At 32.7% G+C, this 17,494-nt stretch carries 15 protein-coding genes, 1 pseudogene and 1 riboswitch; of the genes and pseudogenes, 2 read left to right on the top strand and 14 right to left on the bottom strand.

Translation table 11 applies throughout. The features are described from left to right. Positions 1–214: 214 nt before the first annotated feature. The 6 genes from Q9B79_RS05820 to Q9B79_RS05845 all read right to left on the bottom strand — a co-directional run bounded on the left by Q9B79_RS05820 (position 215) and on the right by Q9B79_RS05845 (position 6,842). Entirely contained in the window at positions 215–529 is a 315-nt protein-coding gene (locus Q9B79_RS05820) for a heterocycloanthracin/sonorensin family bacteriocin (RefSeq protein WP_306182988.1), read from the bottom strand. Positions 530–823: 294 nt separating this feature from the next. After that, the gene (gene tenA / locus Q9B79_RS05825; RefSeq protein ID WP_306182989.1) at positions 824–1,513 is read right to left on the bottom strand and encodes a thiaminase II; all 690 of its coding nucleotides are present in this window, start codon (positions 1,511–1,513) and stop codon (positions 824–826) included. A 123-nt stretch (positions 1,514–1,636) separates the two neighbouring features. Further along, positions 1,637–1,742: riboswitch (TPP riboswitch) on the bottom strand. A gap of 74 nt (positions 1,743–1,816) precedes the next feature. Beyond that, positions 1,817–2,731, bottom strand: a complete 915-nt coding sequence (ddlB, locus tag Q9B79_RS05830) for a D-alanine--D-alanine ligase (RefSeq protein ID WP_306183329.1) — start codon at positions 2,729–2,731, stop codon at positions 1,817–1,819. A 168-nt stretch (positions 2,732–2,899) separates the two neighbouring features. Next, on the bottom strand, positions 2,900–4,333 hold the full coding sequence (gene pdxR / locus Q9B79_RS05835; protein ID WP_306182990.1) for a MocR-like pyridoxine biosynthesis transcription factor PdxR: 1,434 nt from the start codon (positions 4,331–4,333) through the stop codon (positions 2,900–2,902). 151 nt (positions 4,334–4,484) lie between these two features. Continuing rightward, positions 4,485–5,513 (bottom strand): homoserine dehydrogenase, encoded by a 1,029-nt coding sequence (locus Q9B79_RS05840; protein ID WP_306182991.1) that lies wholly within the window; start codon positions 5,511–5,513, stop codon positions 4,485–4,487. An 87-nt stretch (positions 5,514–5,600) separates the two neighbouring features. Then, complete coding sequence (locus Q9B79_RS05845; protein WP_306182992.1) at positions 5,601–6,842, bottom strand: esterase/lipase family protein; 1,242 nt, start codon at positions 6,840–6,842, stop codon at positions 5,601–5,603. A gap of 269 nt (positions 6,843–7,111) precedes the next feature. On the opposite strand from Q9B79_RS05845, the gene Q9B79_RS05850 reads away from it, so the two are divergent. Then, positions 7,112–7,453 carry a DUF3914 domain-containing protein gene (locus Q9B79_RS05850; RefSeq protein WP_060630968.1) on the top strand — a complete coding sequence of 114 codons (342 nt, stop codon included), beginning with the start codon at positions 7,112–7,114 and terminating at the stop codon, positions 7,451–7,453. 76 nt (positions 7,454–7,529) lie between these two features. On the opposite strand, the gene Q9B79_RS05855 is transcribed toward Q9B79_RS05850, so the two are convergent. The 6 genes and pseudogenes from Q9B79_RS05855 to abc-f form a co-directional block, all read right to left on the bottom strand. After that, positions 7,530–8,198, bottom strand: a complete 669-nt coding sequence (locus Q9B79_RS05855) for a lipoprotein BA_5634 family protein (protein ID WP_060630967.1) — start codon at positions 8,196–8,198, stop codon at positions 7,530–7,532. 67 nt (positions 8,199–8,265) lie between these two features. Further along, a complete protein-coding gene (locus tag Q9B79_RS05860) occupies positions 8,266–10,197 on the bottom strand; it encodes an ABC transporter permease (protein WP_306182993.1) in 1,932 nt (643 codons plus the stop codon). After that, the gene (locus tag Q9B79_RS05865) at positions 10,172–10,942 is read right to left on the bottom strand and encodes an ABC transporter ATP-binding protein (protein ID WP_042515073.1); all 771 of its coding nucleotides are present in this window, start codon (positions 10,940–10,942) and stop codon (positions 10,172–10,174) included. Before Q9B79_RS05865 ends, Q9B79_RS05860 begins: the two co-directional genes overlap by 26 nt. A 312-nt stretch (positions 10,943–11,254) precedes the next feature. Next, positions 11,255–11,374 (bottom strand): annotated as a pseudogene (locus Q9B79_RS05870) (DUF3267 domain-containing protein); the annotation flags it as partial. Between the two features lie 437 nt (positions 11,375–11,811). Then, positions 11,812–12,405 (bottom strand): GNAT family N-acetyltransferase, encoded by a 594-nt coding sequence (locus Q9B79_RS05875; RefSeq protein WP_306182994.1) that lies wholly within the window; start codon positions 12,403–12,405, stop codon positions 11,812–11,814. A gap of 19 nt (positions 12,406–12,424) precedes the next feature. Beyond that, positions 12,425–14,053: a ribosomal protection-like ABC-F family protein gene (abc-f, locus tag Q9B79_RS05880; RefSeq protein ID WP_306182995.1), complete on the bottom strand. Its 1,629-nt coding sequence runs from the start codon at positions 14,051–14,053 to the stop codon at positions 12,425–12,427. Positions 14,054–14,761: 708 nt separating this feature from the next. On the opposite strand from abc-f, the gene Q9B79_RS05885 reads away from it, so the two are divergent. Beyond that, on the top strand, positions 14,762–15,388 hold the full coding sequence (locus Q9B79_RS05885) for a DUF6518 family protein (RefSeq protein ID WP_306182996.1): 627 nt from the start codon (positions 14,762–14,764) through the stop codon (positions 15,386–15,388). Between the two features lie 299 nt (positions 15,389–15,687). Here the strand turns inward: Q9B79_RS05885 and Q9B79_RS05890 are convergent, their stop codons facing one another. Continuing rightward, complete coding sequence (locus Q9B79_RS05890) at positions 15,688–16,671, bottom strand: sensor histidine kinase (RefSeq protein WP_306182997.1); 984 nt, start codon at positions 16,669–16,671, stop codon at positions 15,688–15,690. Next, positions 16,668–17,375 carry a response regulator transcription factor gene (locus tag Q9B79_RS05895; RefSeq protein ID WP_147808204.1) on the bottom strand — a complete coding sequence of 236 codons (708 nt, stop codon included), beginning with the start codon at positions 17,373–17,375 and terminating at the stop codon, positions 16,668–16,670. The genes Q9B79_RS05890 and Q9B79_RS05895 overlap by 4 nt, the downstream gene beginning before the upstream one ends. Between the last annotated feature and the right edge of the window lie 119 nt (positions 17,376–17,494).

Here is a 17,494-nt window from a genome sequence, read left to right on the forward strand (position 1 = left end):
TGAAAAAAAGATAAGACTCTTTAAAATGATTCTTCTTTATTTCTCAATATAAAGAGTCTTGGATTTCCGCTAACAATCCTATACTATATGAACAAAGAGTAAGTTAAGATTTACTCTTTTACTTGAATGATTGAATATATCCACTAGCGATAGCGCTATATTCTTTGTCGACATGTACATGTATAAAGCTAATATTTTATATGGATATTCATAGTCAATATTCATATATTACAATAGCATCGGAAGTACCATTAAAACAATTAGAGCAACTACCACAGCTGCCACAACCTCCACAACTAAAACAACCAAAACAACCGAAGCAACCAAAACAACGGAATCCACCACAACGAAATCCACCACCACAACCTCCACAACGACCTCCACAGCGACCTCCACAGCCGCCACAGCGACGAGCAGCATCTTCAATATAGTAATATGGATATTGGTTTTGCTGGTCCCAATACACAACATTTCCAGACTGGTAATCATTAAGGCTTAACGCTTGTAGTTCTTGCTGAAACTTATTCATTTTCATGACCTCCGTTTATTAACTTTAAACCTTTCGACACTTTCCTATATTTCTGTTCGTTAAATCTAAGTAGAAATAGCGCTATAAACTAAATTCAATACGTACACCTACAAAATATGACCTATCACTAGATGATGCACCTTGTTCATGTACCTATTTTTCGGTTATTTTTCCACGGGCTCATTTTTATAAAGTGAAATTTTAATCAGTGGGGGTCTTACTTCCCATTAAAAGCGGGATAAATTGAAAAAAGACGCACTTAGATTGATGCGCCTTTTGCGATACCTCTTCTCTTTATCCTATTACATTTTTCTCTTCTGTACTCACTGGCCACTCTTCTAATGTATAAGCCATTTCCCAAAATGAATATTCATATTGACTGCTAATAATAAAATGTTGTTTCATTCGATTTCGGTCTGCCTCTGTTACTTTTTCAGCGATAGTATCTAACCGTGTAATTTGCTCTTCAACTAATGTACGGAACCAATCAGATCCGTAAGCAGAAATCCATTCGTTATAAATTGGTTCTTCTGGCTGACACTCTTTTAAACGCTCACCAATTTCATAATATAACCAATAACAAGGTAAAATTGCTGCAATAATATCACCTAAATGTCCTTCATACGCAGCACGATACATATGTGAAGTATATGCGTATGCAGTCGGAGCAGGGATAAAATTATCTTTTTCTCCTTGTGTAATCCCTAGTTTCTTCGCAAAATTTTCATGTAAGGATAATTCTGCTTCATATGTATTTTGAGCATGGTGTGCCATACGAGCTGTCGTTTCTAATTCCAGTGCTTTTGCAGCTCCTAAAGTTTGTACTCTAGCAAAGTGACTCAAATAATACGAATCTTGAAGCACATAATAGCGGAAACTAGCTAAATCTAACGTTCCTTCACCAAGTTTTTTTACAAAAGGATGATGAAAACTAGCTTCCCAAATTGAGTCTACTTCTTTACGTAATGATTGTGAAAAAGTCATTTGAATCCCTCCAATTATGTATGAAATTTAAGTATTTACCCACTATTATTAAATCTGTAAAACAAAAAAACTTTCTTTACAGGCGTAAAGAAAGTGAAATTGACAGTTTTTATTCATAAAATAGCAATGTCTTTCCCACTTCCCTACGCTGGCATTAACCAGATCAGGTACTAAGAGTCTCAAATTCCCATTTGATCTCAGCCTATAATAGGCCCCCCTAGTGGATAAAATATTTAATTTTCGTATTGTATTCATCATAACATACTTCATATAACTGTCAAAAATTATTCATGATACCTCTACTTAAAAGCCTTCTTCTTTTCTTACTCTTAATGAAGTTTCAATAATCATATCTAATAGTTTACTATATTCAATTCCCGCTGCAGCTGCACTTTTTGGTAGTAAACTCGCTTGCGTCATCCCTGGTAATGTATTAATCTCCATTACATATGGAATGCCATCCTTCACCATCATATCCACCCTTGCATAAACGCTACACTTTAATGCTTTATAGCAAGCCAGTGAAGCTTTGTTTACACGTTCCTTAAGTTCAGCTGGAAGTTCGATAACCTCTTCAATTGTACTAGTATCATCATATTTCGCATTGTAATCAAAGAACTCAGCAGCATGTCGAATCGAAATGATAGGTAACTGTTTTCCATCAAAAATGGAACATGTAATCTCGTCACCTTTTATATATTTCTCAATTACTACTTCAGAATCCCATTCGAATACAGTTTCCAGCATTGAAATTAATTCGTCTTTATTATAGACAATCTTTACCCCGACACTTGAGCCACCAGAGTTTGGTTTTACCACTAACGGAAATCCTAACTTATTTAGTTCCTCAAGATTTAGATCCTCCATTTTTGTAAGTTCAATCCAATCTGGCGTTTCTATTCCTTCATAACGTAAAATCTTTTTCGAAATATTTTTATCCATACATATACCGCTAGATAACATATTGCTGCCGCTATAAGGAATACCTAAACTTTCAAGTGTTCCTTGAACTGTCCCATCTTCTCCGTATTTTCCGTGTAATGCGAGCAATGCAAAATCAATATCTTTCGCTTTTTCGATTAAATCCATTTTTTCATTTAACGTAATTGGTACGATTTCATATTTATTTTTATCTAAATTTGCAATCATTTCATTTCCAGTCATAATTGATACTTGTTTTTCAGAGGATACTCCCCCCATAATAACGCCAATTCTCATTTCCTCAACTCCAAATTTCATTTTTTTATCCCACATTAACGGGCAGTAAGACCCCCACCTCAAAATTCAGCGGAAGCAAAGAAGTTAGGTGGGAATCAACTACCCGTAAAAGCCCGATTGGTGAGGGCTGATAATCAGTGGGGGATGAACCCCCCACTGATTAAAGTTTCACTTTATTGTATCACCAATTATTTTGATTCCCCGAACTATTTCTTCTTCTTTTAAACGTGAAAATCCTAATCGAAACGTGTTCGCTCCTCCTCCATCAGAGTAAAAAACATCTCCAGGAGAAAATGTAACCCCTTGCTCATAACATTTTTGCAAAAGTGTGCGGGCATGAATTTTTTCTTCTAACTCTATAAATAAATGAAGTCCACCATCACCGGTCATTCTTTGAAACGGAATGTACTCGTTACACGCCCCAACAGCTAACTCATATTTTTTCTTATAAACAGACCTTGCCTTTTTTAAATATTTTTCAAAATATCCTTCATGTAAATATTGAAAAAGAACAGCTTGATCTAAAGTAGATGTGTGAATTGTTCTTGCTCTTTTTACACTTTCTAAATAATGAATCAGTTCTTTATCGGCAATGATCCATCCTACACGTAAACCAGGGAAAAGTACTTTCGAAAAGCTACTAATATAAATCACATTATTACCCGCACCAGCAAAAGTTAATAATGGTGCTAAATGTGAACCTGAATAACGTAACTCTTCATTAAACCCATCTTCTATAATAGGAACCTTATATTTTGAAAATAATCTCATCAGTTCCGTTCTTTTCTCCGAACTCGTGACAATACCGGTTGGATTATGATAAGAAGGAATTAAATACGCAAAATCAAAATCCTTTTCACGTAAACTTTGTTCCACTTCGTTCGTATCAATGCCATCTTCATTCATATTCATTCCATGAACTTCAAGTCCATGTAAGCGGAAAAGCTTGAGTGCAGCATGATGGGTCGGATTCTCACAAATAACCCGCCCTGATTTTTTTGATAACGAGGATAGTACAATGTCTAATCCTTCTGTAAATCCATTTGTAATTAAAATGTCTTTGTTCGAAATATCTACACCTTTCATTTCCATATAATGAAGTAGATAATTCATTAACGGTCTATAACCTTTTGCATATCCGTAATTTAATACGACATCACCTTCAATGGACATACGAGTAAGAAAAGCTCTTTTGAAATTTTCCACATCAAATAGCTTTTCGTCTGGAGCAATGCTATTAAAAACAATCATACCCTTTTCCCAGCGAACACCATGTTTCATTAAATCTAATTCATCCGCTAATAAGGTAACTGTATTAAGTTTATTTTTCCAATCTATTTCAACAGACGAAGTATTTGAAATATCAACCTTCGCAACAAAATTCCCTTTTCCTTTAACTGCATAAATGAGTCCTTCTTGCTCTAAATCTGCATAAGCAGCGAGCACCGTATTTCTGCTCACACTTAGTAATTCACTAAGTTCCCTCGTTGAAGGAATTTTTTGATCCCCAAGCAAATGGCCTTTCATAATCATCTTTTTTAAATAATCTTTCAATTGAATATAAACGGGACGATCTTTCACAACTTTAAAATCTTTAAACAATTCCTTACCCCCTGCAATCATTTTTGCATATTTATTTCATTCTCAAAAGGTCCACTACATATGTATTTTTTATTAAGGGCGGTACGGTCTTATAAAATGAAACTTTAATCAGTGAGAATATTCATCCCCACTGATTATTAGACTTCACCAGTTAGGACAAATCTTTTCGATATAAGTTTATAACATCCTTTAAAGCTGCTGCTGCGGCTCCACGTGGATTAGAAGCACCACCAATTGTAGTAACTTGTCCCATCGTATCTGTAAAGAACGTAACCCCTTTTTCTGTCCCATTTACATTTGCTAGCGGATGATCTTTATCTATTTCGTGCGGTTCCACATGAAGAGCCACTTTACCATCCTTACCCTTATATGCTGAAGCTATTAATTTAATATATTTATTATGTTCTTTAGCATTTCGAATTTGTTGTTGTGTAACATGTTCAATTCCTTTTATTTGTATATCGGTAAGCGTATTTTCTGTTCCCATTAAACTGTTTGTCAAAAGTAACAATTTACACGCACTATCAGAACCACTTACATCTAATATTGGGTTCGTTTCAGCAATCCCTTTACTTTGCGCTTCTTTCAGTGCTTCTTCAAACGTAATATCTTCCTCATTCATTTTCGAAAGAATATAATTTGTAGTCCCGTTTAATATTCCTTCTATTTTTTCAATATGGCAACCAGCTAAACTAAATTGACCAATATCAAGTGTCGGTAATGCCGCAGCAGTTGCGCCACTATATCGAATTCGTACATTTGCGATTCTTGCAGCTTCATTTATTTCTCTCCAGTTTGTAACAAGCGCACCTTTTGAAATTGCTACTATATCCATTTGTTTCTCAATCGCTTGTTTTATATATTGTTTCCCTGGATTTCCATCTTTAAGGTTTGTAGCTGTTGATTCCACCAGCACTGTACCACTTATGTTATCTGTTGCACGTTCCTCCGGATGATATTCTATATACTTTTCAATTGCAGCACTACTGCTACCATACATTAATAAGTTATGAATAGATAATCCATCCTCATTATGTATTGCAACATTTCTACCTAATACGCCACTTACAACTAACTCTATACCATATGTTTCATATATATATGAACATTTTTCATGTAGTAATTTTATAAACTCTCTTCCTACTGTTCCATATCCTGATAGTACAACTTTAATTTTCATAATATCCCCCCATATTTTTCTACCAAATCCCTCTTTCAATATAATATAAAGCGCCCTCGAATTCCATCGAGAGCGCTTTATTATTACCTATTTCGGTAAACGTGATAGCTTTTCAGCAATTGTTCTATAAAACTCTTGAATGTTAGAAAAACCTAACGTGTCTGAAATACTTAATCCTACCATGTCGAGATGGTCCCAATTTGCTTTCGTTTCGATATGATTCCATTTCCCAATCTGTAATGACTCATTATTATTTACGGTAGCATTAGAAGAAGGTGCAATCATAGAACTTGTATTTACTACACCATCATTTTGCCACCAAGTAGTATCAATTAATGGACGATTTTCTTCATACCTTGCATAGGAACCTAAGAAAAATGCATTCCCCATTAACACTTTATTCATCGTTATATGAGGCAAATGTAAACCTGTTATAGGTGCCGCTTGTGATGCATGTCCACTATAGGATAAGTAATACACATTCGGTTGCGTCTTTACCCAATTATTTAACTCCTTTGCACCATCTGTACTTAAATCCCATTGACTTATATCTTTTGTATTTTTCCAAAGTGAACTATTTAGAATACGATTACTGTATTGGAAAAAGGACTCTCCAACATTTTTCTTTATGCCCCATTGATCCAATTTAAAATCATATAGTGATAAATTATTGTTTCCTCCAAAACTTGCAGCTGTAATGAGTAAATCTTTAACGAACGGTAGTAGAAGACTACCATCCGCAAGTGTTGTACCGTTGTGAGGGGTTGCTAATGTCGTAACACTATGAACATATGATTTCTCGCCCTCAAATAATGGTGATATTTTGATGTTTGGGTGATTTTTCACATAATTTTTTTCTTCAAAACTGCCTTCTTTTAATAGCTGTACTAATGTTCTAATCGTTTGTCCACCCATGCTATGCCCAACTAAATGAACTTTATTTGTTTCACTCCAATTCGGCGCAAAACCACTATAAGTTCTACCAAAACGATTATGTCCATGTTTCTCAGCATGTGCGGCACCGTAGTCTACTGTTCCACCGTTAATTTGGGCATATAATTCACATGCACGGTCCCAGTTACTAGAAACTGGTCCAACAGCTGCGGTATGAACTGTATAACCATTACGTTTCAAATCTTCTTGTATATCATGAACACCACCCCAATATTTAACCCCTAGCATTTCCTCTCTACCCCATCCGGCAAACCCATTTACTAAAATGATCGGATAATTATTTTGTTGACTCTCTTCAGCATATGTTATTTTCGCTACCAATGAACAAACAGCCACTAATGCAAAAAAACATATTTTTAAAAATAACTTCCCCATACTTCCTCCCCCTGATAAAACGTTTACATTTTTTACTTTACAGCATGCTTTAATAACTTAAACATACTGTAAAGTATTTTATATACGTTGTATATATAGAAAACATATACAAATGTTGATAAATATTAATTCAAGTGAATATTTACTTTTTAAAATATATCTTGTAAATCTGTTTATTTGAATTTATAATTAAATATAGTTTCCTCATGTTAAAAAGATTTAAAAACCATAAGAAAACTAATCTCATTGCTTGAAAAGGAGGAAAAAGCATGCAAATCGGATCAAATATTCATACATTATCTCAACCTACTAAAATAACTCCATCTACTCTTGAGCATAATACTATCTCTTCTACTAAACTTGAAAGTAAGAAAGTAAATGATCCTATCAAGTTCGATATTCGTTCATCCGAAAAAGAAATGAAACAGCCTGAACATAAATTTAATGAATTAGATTTATGGAAGATGTTAAAGGATAAAGGTGTTCCTTTATGGATCATCCTTGAAATGCTACAAAAAGCCCGTAAAGAAAAAGAAGCTCAAAATAATTCAGTTCAAAATTCAAATGCGATTGAAGAAACAAACGAGAGTCGATTAAATGAAGTAATGTAATCTTTTTTATATGAATGGTCTATGAACTAAAAAGAGTTCGAGCTTGATAAAGTTTCTATCAAGCTCGAACTCTTTTTTAAGATTTTTCTCCAATCGTTACAAACTGAAAAGCTACTTCTCCTTCCAAACCTTTAATTAGCTTTTTTACTTTGACATTTTCATTAACCATTGTATTATCTGTCGACATTTTAGGTCTTTCATCACCTATAGATTTTTTAAATTGAAGAAGGTGCATTTTCGTTTCATTTGCTTTTATTTCCTTATATACGCTATTTTTTGCTACAATCACATACGATTGCGTTGGATATTTACGAGTGTTACCTATCCAAGTGTCACTATCGTATGTGACAGGAATCTCGTTTCCTTCTATTTTAATACTTTTCATAGTCTTTTCGTCTTCATTTGTAAACAATAGCGATCCTTCTTTTGGGAATTTTGGTAACGTATCTAAAATATAATTGGAGCCATTATCTCGTTTACGAAAAACTTTTTCTTTAATCAGTGCTAGTGCTGTAGATTCATTTAAAATTAATACATGTCCATTTCCAACTTCACCTTTTTTCACAGAAAACACTTCATTTTCTTTCGTAATTTCCTGATAACGATTAATAATTGGTGAAATATTATTTTCATCTCCAATAATTAATACACCGTTCGCAGGAAATGAGTTATCCTTTTTAGAGCATGCACTAAAGCTTATTAAAAGTATTATAGTTAACATAAAAATAGTTAAAGTTCTTTTCATCACGGTTCCTTTCATAATTCATATCATTTTTTACATGCTTTTCTGTAATTTTATTAGTTGATATCCTTTATTGCTCCATAGTCTTATAAAGCTTTTGTAGGTAACGCCAACGAGTGATAAAGAAATATAAAACTTGTATACATATAAATGAAATTAAAATAACAATCGAGCTATTTAAAATAGAAAAACTAACTAATTGTTGCAGTGCCGTATACGCTACTACAGTATGAATCACTGCAACAACAATCGGTAAGAAGAACATTAATAATAACTGTCTCGTTACAACTTTTTTTAACTCTTGTTTACTTAATCCCATTTTCGAAATCATTTTATATTGTTGTTGATCACGGTCCAAATCAGTGTATAATCGGAAATAAATAAAACTAGCAGCAAATGTAAAGAAAACGATTCCGACTAAAACACTTGCCATAAGTAATAAACCATTCTTTTGCTTTGCCTCCAACAAGTTTAATGTTAAAGCTTCAAAGTAGAAATCACTGTCCCTAAGATCTTTATCGAATATACTCTTTAATTGATTTGAAATCTCTTTCGTTTTTATCCAATCGTCTACAACAAATCCGTAAGTACGATGTTGAATATTTTCATCTTTTGGATTACTCGTCAGAGGAATTTCATCATACACATTATCTTGAACAGCAATATAAATACTACTAGAATCATGCGGTAAAACTAAATCCCCCACAGTTTTTTTCACACGAAATGTCTTTGTCCAATCTCCTTGAATGACTTCAATATTTCTTTTATAGTCACCATTTTTAAATTCTTGTTTTTGTGACACCCTCCCAGGGATTAGTAAAATTTCATCTTCTTTTTCAATCGTTTCGTGTTGGTACCCGAGTGCTCTCGTAAGTTCGTTATATTCACTTAATTTCAATACATTTACGTTACTTTCTGTAAATTTACTTGAAGATGAAGCCATTCGATACGGAATATTTGCATCCAAGAGATGTTTTTTTATAATAGAGAGATGTTTATCTACCAATTTGTTGTTTTCAGAGCTTTCATACAGAAATGTATATGGGTTTGTCATCCACACTAAATTTCTATTACCAATAGCAGCTGTTGTACCAATAGCTGTAAATGCAACTGCTGAAATAATAGATACAATAAAAAACATCATTGCATTATCTTTCATACGGTAAATTAATTCAGAAAACGTTAATATATTTGTTCTTTTTAAAAAGAAAGATTCTCTCCTTTTAGCAAGATGTAATATATAAACGCTACACTGTGTATATAAAAAGTACGTTCCTATAATTACTAGTAGGACACCCATTCCTAGCGTAGTAAAACTGGAACTTGAAATAAAGCGAAATACTGAGAAATATCCATATCCTATACTAATTAAAGAAAGCAGTGATAATAAAATTGAAGATTTCGGTTCAGGTTTTGGTTTGTCCTCTGCTCGAATAAGTTCCACAAGTTCCGTTATTTTTACCATTTTAAATGTAAATAGTGAAACAATTAAAAATAAGAAAAGAAAAGTGATAACTGTTAATAATACAGCCTTCACTGGTGTATAAAAAGGCAAACCATTATTAATCATTAATACACTTGCGCTTATCAATAAGACTAGTTTAGAAAATATGAGTCCAATGAAAATTCCTATACAAATTGAACCAAGTCCAATCAACATATTTTCAATTAATAATAATTTCTTAAACTGTCTCATTGACATACCTTGCATCATTAATATGCCAAATTCTTTCTTACGAGTTTTTAAAAATGAACTAACTGAATATAGAATAAAGAAAAATGAAAATACAAAAATCAAAACTTGCGAAATTGTAAATCCCATCGTACCATATGCACTTATTGTTGCACTTGTTGATTTTAACTCCCCTTGTAAATCAGGATGAAATAATAAAAGGGCATATGTAAAGAAAATCATAATAGAAAATGTACTACTTAAAAAATGGGCAGCATATGTACGCTTATTACGAAAAATATTATTAAATGCGAACTGACGAAAAGTCATGCCTTTTCCCTCCTAACAAAGAAAGAACATCCATAATCTTTTGATAAAAGGCTTGTCTGCTTTCACCACAATAAATTTCGTTATATAGTTGACCATCTTTAATAAATATTACTCTACTGCAAAAACTCGCAGCATACGGATCATGTGTAACTAACATCATCGTTGCTTTTTCTTCTTTATTAAGAGTATCAAGCATCTCCATTACATCATTTGAAGATTTAGAGTCTAAATTCCCTGTTGGTTCGTCAGCAAGTAATAATTGTGGCTTATGAACAATTGCACGTGCGATTGCCGTTCTTTGAGCTTGCCCTCCTGATATTTCAAACGTTCTTTTACTCAATATATCTGTAATATTTAATTTCTCTGCAATTTCTTCCACTCGTTTATTCATTTCTTGTACAGACACACCATCTAAAGTCATCGGTAATACGATGTTTTCTTTTACAGTAAGTGTACTAAGAAGATTAAATGATTGAAAAACAAATCCTAATTGTTTTCTGCGGAATAACGCTAATTCTTCTGATGACAATTGAAAAGGATTTGTGCCATTGATTAAAATTTCTCCCGATGATGGAGAATCAATTGTAGATACCATATTCAATAACGTTGTTTTCCCACTACCCGATGGCCCCATAATCCCTACAAATTCGCCTTCTTGAATTGATAAATCAATATCAACTAATGCTTTATAAGGTACTTTTCCTTTATATACTTTACTAATACTTTTTGCATGTAAAATTTCCATGTATATTCTCCCTTCATTTGCACGTCTCATAACAGAGTGTAAATGAATTGTCTTACAGCTCATATTGATTCGTCTTTCATTTATCTTACACGCTTGTAAGATTTCTAAAAAAACTGATAATTAAGCTATTTTCAAACTAAAATTAACGCATAACTATCTTATAATAATTGTATAGTGGTAGAAAATACAATATATATCAATACTTTATTATATAACTGAAAAAAGACCGATTACTTATCGATCTTTTACTTCCCAAAGTTATATTTTTAACTATTGCCTTAGTTGATATGTTTTTGAGTTACTCTTTTAATTCTATTGCACTTTATAATAACCTCTACAAAAAATTGAATTCTTCGGTTTAATGACAATTAAAAATGAATTGTAAATATCTGAAGCGGAAATTATTGCGTTTATCCAACATACAAATAAAATAAATCCATACTTATCTGTGGTAAGTGACGAAACCAAATAATAATACGCCTTCCCCTCCCTCATTTAAATAATTTCATATTTAAAAACATGTAATCCACTAACATTCAACCGTTAATTTTAAATGCAAACCTTTGCTTGCCTTCATTTTTCCCTATCCATTCTTCTACTAAAGTTTAAAATGATTCATTTGTAAGATGCTTTGAGTGAAAAATTAGTGTTTTCATAGATACATAAATTCGACATTTTTTTCCAAACACCTTCTTCAAATATAATGGTTATAAAATGATTCAGGTACAACTTGATCCATCTGTTTTTAGCGAAAAACAACTTCATCCAGAAGCTACTCTTTAATATGATTAACTGGTACATTTAAATGTAAAAAAGCTTAGAGTTTTCACTCTAAGCTTTTTAATAATTTCATTGCATTTTAGCACTTGTTAAAGAGCTGTATTTTTTATCCACTTCGACTTACTCAATATATAATGGTTATATAATTGATTTTCTATATTCAGTTGGTTCTTATAGGTAAATCCGCATTTTTCAATAACTTTATTTGATGCTACATTGTTAATTAAAGCAATTGCGTTAAGGAGATCTACATTCGTTTTTTCAAACAAATAGTTAATCAGTCCTTTCGTTGCTTTCGTTGCATATCCATTATTATGATATTCACTTGAAACTGCATACATAATTTCTCTATTCGGTGCTGGAAGCTCATCTTTCATACTTGTGCAGCACCACCCAACAAATTCATTTGTGGTTTTCTTAAATATTCCTAATCTTAATATGTGATCATCTATGTTAGTCGTAGTTCTCACTGCATTAAGAAATGCTTTGTTTTCTGTTATTTCATAATTTGTAACCCAATTAACTCGTTGTTCTTTCGTTGATTTCCAGTCCGGTAAAAACATTTCTATTTCGGGTTGATTGGATATTTTATAAATACTCTCTGCATCTTTATCCGTAAATTCTTGTAGGTATATATCACCACAATCTATTCTAAATAACTTAGTCAAACTCTCTTCTCCCATGTTAATCTCCTTCCTTACGTTAAAGCGCCTTAATCTGCTTCGTAAGTTCCATAAACCGTTCATCTAGTTCTTTATATTCTTTGTCTTTAGAAGTTAAAAAGCTTAATTTCCCTAATACTTCTTGTCTCTCTGTTTCTAACGTTAAACGTAGCTCTTCAATTTCATCTCTTGTTTTCGTAGGTTCTTCGAGCTGCTTTTGTATCGTATTGTTTACAAACACGAGTTTTGCGTTGGTTGTCTTCTCCAGAAAATAACGATCGTGAGAAACGATAACGAGTGTTCCATTATACTCAGCTAATGTATTTTCAAGCTGTTCACGTGAAGGGAGATCAAGGTGATTCGTTGGTTCATCTAATATAAGCACATCTTTTTCATCTAAAATATAAGCCATTAGCTTACACTTTACTCGTTCACCCATACTCATATGTCGAATCGGCTCTTTCCATTGGGAAGATTCAAATCCTAAATGTTTCATTAAATTTTGGACTTTCCCTCTTTCTTCAAATGTCTCTTTATAAAATAAATCTTCTGGTGTTTTATCCAGTGGTAAATCAAATACTTCTTGTGTTAAATAACCGATGTTTGCTGAAGGTGAAATCCACACTTCCCCTTCAACAGTTTCTGTTCCCATAATCATCTTTAGTAACGTTGTTTTCCCGCTACCATTAGGCCCAATAATCGCAACCTTCTCACCGTGCTGAATTGTAAAATTAACGTTTTCAAATAATGTTCGATTATTAAATTTTTTCCGTAATTGTTTTACTTCTAAGAAACGTTTCCCTACTTTCTTACTCGCTTGAATAGAAAATTCAACTGAATAATCTTCTTTCACACGTTCAACTTTCGTTTTCTCCAGCTCTTTTTCAAGACGTTTTCGTTTCGATTTAACTTGCGCGTCCATTCGCTTCGCCTTTACACGATAAAACTCTTTCACACCTTCTTGTTTTGTGGACTGTGCATGTGCCTTTTGTGACCATGAACTTAATTCTTTTATATGCGTTTCTACTTGTTCTATCTTCTTTTGTTGTTTTTCATATTCACGCTGCTGCGTCATTCTTTTATGCTCACGTGCTTTCATATAATTCGTATAATTCCCACTATGGTCAATTAATTTCTTATCCTCAATTGACCATATTCTAGTCGCGACAACATCTAAAAAATATCGATCATGTGATACGACGATAACTGTACCTTTCATATTTTTGATTTGTTTAATGAGAAATTCCGTACTCATCTCATCTAGATGATTTGTCGGTTCGTCTAATATTAAGACATTAGGATTTTCAGCAAATCCTTTTGCTAATCGAACTTTTAGCTTTTCACCACCACTTAAAGTAAGAAAATCATTCGTCGGTACACCCCATTTTGCAAGAAGTTCTGCTTCTTTTGCAATCATATCCTTACTAACGAAAAATTCTTTTTCTTGTTCAACATATGCTGTTGTCATATTCATTTGCATCCATTCAACAGTACCTTTTGAAGGTTCAATCTTCCCATTTATTAATTGAAGTAACGTTGATTTACCAGCACCGTTTTTACCAATTAATCCGATAACATCCCCTTGTCTTACTGTCACATTCATTTTCTCTAACAAAGTATTTTCTTTTATTTCCACATAAACATCATTTAATTTTAATAGTTCTTTCATAATACCAATCCCTTTCATAAAGGGAGAATAAAAAAATCCTCCCAAATAAATTTGGCAGGATTAGTCGTTAAAATATTTATACCCAAATAAGCTATTGCGCAACATAAATAGCAATATCGTTGTATGGAAATTGGGCAGACTAATCCTATTTTTTAGAAATTGAAATATATTGAATTTCAACATTTAAAAATAAGATTAGTTAATCATCGTCCACCCATCATTCCTTTCCGTCATTAATAACCATATTGTACCATACTAGTACTGTATGAGTAAATGCAATTATTTGTGCTGCTAAAAAGATTGCTTTCTTTTAGGCTTATTTATCATTCCTTAACTTCATGTTGAACAAGCACAAATTACATTGATTGTAATACGTCCTTTAGATTTCCCCAGTAATAAACTTCTAAGCACACTCTCTTATATAAAGTGAAACTTTAATCAGTGGGGGTTTTCTTCATCCCCACTGATTATTAGTTGAACCAATCGGACTTTTATGAGCAGTTGATCCCCCACCTAATTTCTTTGCTTTCGCTGAATTTTGAGGCGGGGGTCTTACTGCCCATTAAAGCGGGATAAATTTTATATAAAAACAAAATGTTATTCGTTACTCAATAACCGCTTATTGTTTTTCGATAAATTTTTATTGATTATTCCCTTATAATAAGCTATTATATCTTTAAAGAAAATAATAATGTAAGGATTGAATTTATGGACAGGACATTAAAAATAACAAAGTTAAATATGTTTTTAAGGATTTTCCTCGTCCCGATTATAGTAGGGATAATTGTGGGTATACTAACTAAATTGGGGCAAGGTATACTTCCAGGAAATTGGAATTCATTAGCTAACCTAGGAAGCGTTTGGTTAGTTCCATCCTTTTTCGTGGCTAGCTTTAGTTATTCTAAACGTACAGCTATACTTTCTGGCATCCTTGCACTACTCGGCATGGTATTAGGCTACTATGGTTATGCAATAGTTATTAAAAATGTAGCTCACTCTATTTATTTTATATCGGTATGGATTGTATGTGCATGTATAGGAGGAACTATCTTTGGAATTGCAGGTTTTCTATGGAAAGATAGTACAAATCCACTTCATAAATTCGGAAGCGCGCTTATTAGCGGAGTTTTTGTAACGGATGGACTTCACATTCTTTTGAATTTTGAAGACTATAGTCACATGTTACCTGTTGGATATACCGAAGTCATAGTCGGGATTATCTTGATTCTTGTATTAGAACGCTCTAATGCTAATCGAATTTCTTCTTTCTTAATGATGATTCCTATCACTATTTTAGGAATAATTGGATATAAATTATTAAGTTTGTTTGCTTAATATCATGAAAAAAACAAAAGACTAATTCTATTATAATCCACAATACATATCACGAATTCAAACGTTATACTTATTAATGTTGATACACTTATTCATAGGATGGATGCATGAAGCTATCTCTTTCAAAGAGGTGGCTTTTTTCTTACAAAAACTATTTATCAGCTTGTTATTAAACCCTTCTAATTTAAAAATTATATTTATTAGCGTGTCATTATACATACTAAGATAACCTTTTACTATTTCATATAAAATAAAGCTAAAAAACTTATCTCCAAAGTTTTTTAGCCCAGATCACTTATTTACACATTAAAAAATATAATTCGTACAACGGTACCTTTACCAACTTCTGAATGGATTTCTACACTATGTCCTAATTGTTTCGTAATTTCATATACAAGATATAGCCCCATTCCAGTTGATTCTTTAAAATCTCTACCGTTTTCCCCTGTAAAGAAAGGTTTAAATACTCTAGGTATATCTTGCTTCGGTATCCCTACGCCATTATCGGTAATTTCAAGTATAACGTTATTATCTTCCTTACAAGCTTTCACTTTAATCTTCTCTCGACTACCAGCTGAATATTTAATCGCATTCGATAGTATTTGTCCAATTAAAAATTGTAACCATTTCGCATCACTTTCTACTGTAATGTCCTTATCAATTTTAAGCTCAGGATATACAAAGTTCCGGATAAAGAAGCGTTTATGTTCATGCACGGAATCATTCACTATTTTATGTAATTGTACTCTTTCCACATAAAAATCTTGTGTAAATGCTTCTAAACGTGCGACATACAGTGCCATCTCTAACCCCTTTTTCAGCCTATCTGTTTCCTCATTTATACTTTCAAAACGTGGATCCACTTCATCCTGTGTAATTAATTCTATTACAGATAAAGGTGTTTTCATTTGATGAATCCACTGATTCATAAAGGTTAAATGATCATTATTTTTTCTCTCTTGCATCTGAAGCTGATTTTGATAATGGCGATATTGCATCTCAAGTAGTTCTTGAAGAGCAGTCGACACAGCTGCAAAATCAGATTTTTGAACAGATTCATCTAAAGATTGCATCGGGTTTGCTAATCGTTCATAGAAAGTACGATGAGTAAAGTAACGAAATACTAAATAGCCTACCATAAAAAAGGCACCTAAAAACATTGCATACAATGCCGTCGCGATATGCTTATGTCCATCAAACCAATATACGAGAAATATGGATAGTAGTTGGATTGCTGTAAAACAAATAAGAGGTATATGATCACGTATAAACAGCTTTATCATTTTTCCATACCTGTATCCCAAGTAATATGCAATCTATATCCAACACTACGAATCGTTTCAATCGCATCCTCAATATGTAACGTTTTTAACTTTTTTCGCACACGCGTTGTATTTACACTCAATGTATTATCATCAACATAAGATTCGCTATCCCATAATTTATTTAACAACACTTCCCTACCCACAACACGCGGATAATTTTTCATTAACATTTCTAATAAAATAGCTTCATTTCTCGTTACATCAATTTCTTGATTCTTAAGCTTCAATACAAGCCTTTCCGGATATAAACAAAGACCATGTTGTTCAACCATCCGTTCTTCTATTTTCGGTGCATAATCTCCGTAAGCACGCCTTAAATGACTTCGAATTTTAGCCATTACAACTTCGTAATGGAATGGCTTTGAAATGAAATCATCGCCACCGTTTTCTAACGCCATAACTTGATCCATTGTACCTTCACGGGCTGAAATAAATAATATCGGACATGTAGAAACTCCGCGAATTTGACGACACCAATAGTACCCATCAAAACTCGGTAGATTAATATCTAATAAAACTAACTCTGGTTGTTCTTCTAAAAAAATATTTAATACATTTTGAAAATCCGATACAATAATTCCTTCATACCCGTATTTCGCAACATGTGTTGATAATAATTCTGCAATTTTCATATCGTCTTCTACAATCATAATTTTAACCATGTGTTTACTCCTTTTTCGATCCACAATCTTATATTCAATTATATAAAATAAATACTACCTTTTTTTTTATAATCCGTAAATTAAAAAGGATACTTTTAAACAACAGCATCCTTTTTCTA

The sequence above is a fragment of the Bacillus sp. MHSD_36 genome (assembly GCF_030757775.1).
In the GTDB taxonomy this organism is placed as follows: domain Bacteria; phylum Bacillota; class Bacilli; order Bacillales; family Bacillaceae_G; genus Bacillus_A.

Excerpts from the sequence above, each read along its gene's own strand:
- Q9B79_RS05820 (WP_306182988.1), bottom strand. The coding sequence starts at position 529 with ATGAATAAGTTTCAGCAAGAACTACAAGCGTTAAGCCTTAATGATTAC.
- tenA (WP_306182989.1), bottom strand. The coding sequence starts at position 1,513 with ATGACTTTTTCACAATCATTACGTAAAGAAGTAGACTCAATTTGGGAA.
- ddlB (WP_306183329.1), bottom strand. The coding sequence starts at position 2,731 with ATGAGAATTGGCGTTATTATGGGGGGAGTATCCTCTGAAAAACAAGTA.
- Q9B79_RS05840 (WP_306182991.1), bottom strand. The coding sequence starts at position 5,513 with ATGAAAATTAAAGTTGTACTATCAGGATATGGAACAGTAGGAAGAGAG.
- Q9B79_RS05845 (WP_306182992.1), bottom strand. The coding sequence starts at position 6,842 with ATGGGGAAGTTATTTTTAAAAATATGTTTTTTTGCATTAGTGGCTGTT.
- Q9B79_RS05850 (WP_060630968.1), top strand. The coding sequence starts at position 7,112 with ATGCAAATCGGATCAAATATTCATACATTATCTCAACCTACTAAAATA.
- Q9B79_RS05855 (WP_060630967.1), bottom strand. The coding sequence starts at position 8,198 with ATGAAAAGAACTTTAACTATTTTTATGTTAACTATAATACTTTTAATA.
- Q9B79_RS05860 (WP_306182993.1), bottom strand. The coding sequence starts at position 10,197 with ATGACTTTTCGTCAGTTCGCATTTAATAATATTTTTCGTAATAAGCGT.
- Q9B79_RS05865 (WP_042515073.1), bottom strand. The coding sequence starts at position 10,942 with ATGGAAATTTTACATGCAAAAAGTATTAGTAAAGTATATAAAGGAAAA.
- Q9B79_RS05875 (WP_306182994.1), bottom strand. The coding sequence starts at position 12,405 with ATGGGAGAAGAGAGTTTGACTAAGTTATTTAGAATAGATTGTGGTGAT.
- abc-f (WP_306182995.1), bottom strand. The coding sequence starts at position 14,053 with ATGAAAGAACTATTAAAATTAAATGATGTTTATGTGGAAATAAAAGAA.
- Q9B79_RS05885 (WP_306182996.1), top strand. The coding sequence starts at position 14,762 with ATGGACAGGACATTAAAAATAACAAAGTTAAATATGTTTTTAAGGATT.
- Q9B79_RS05890 (WP_306182997.1), bottom strand. The coding sequence starts at position 16,671 with ATGATAAAGCTGTTTATACGTGATCATATACCTCTTATTTGTTTTACA.
- Q9B79_RS05895 (WP_147808204.1), bottom strand. The coding sequence starts at position 17,375 with ATGGTTAAAATTATGATTGTAGAAGACGATATGAAAATTGCAGAATTA.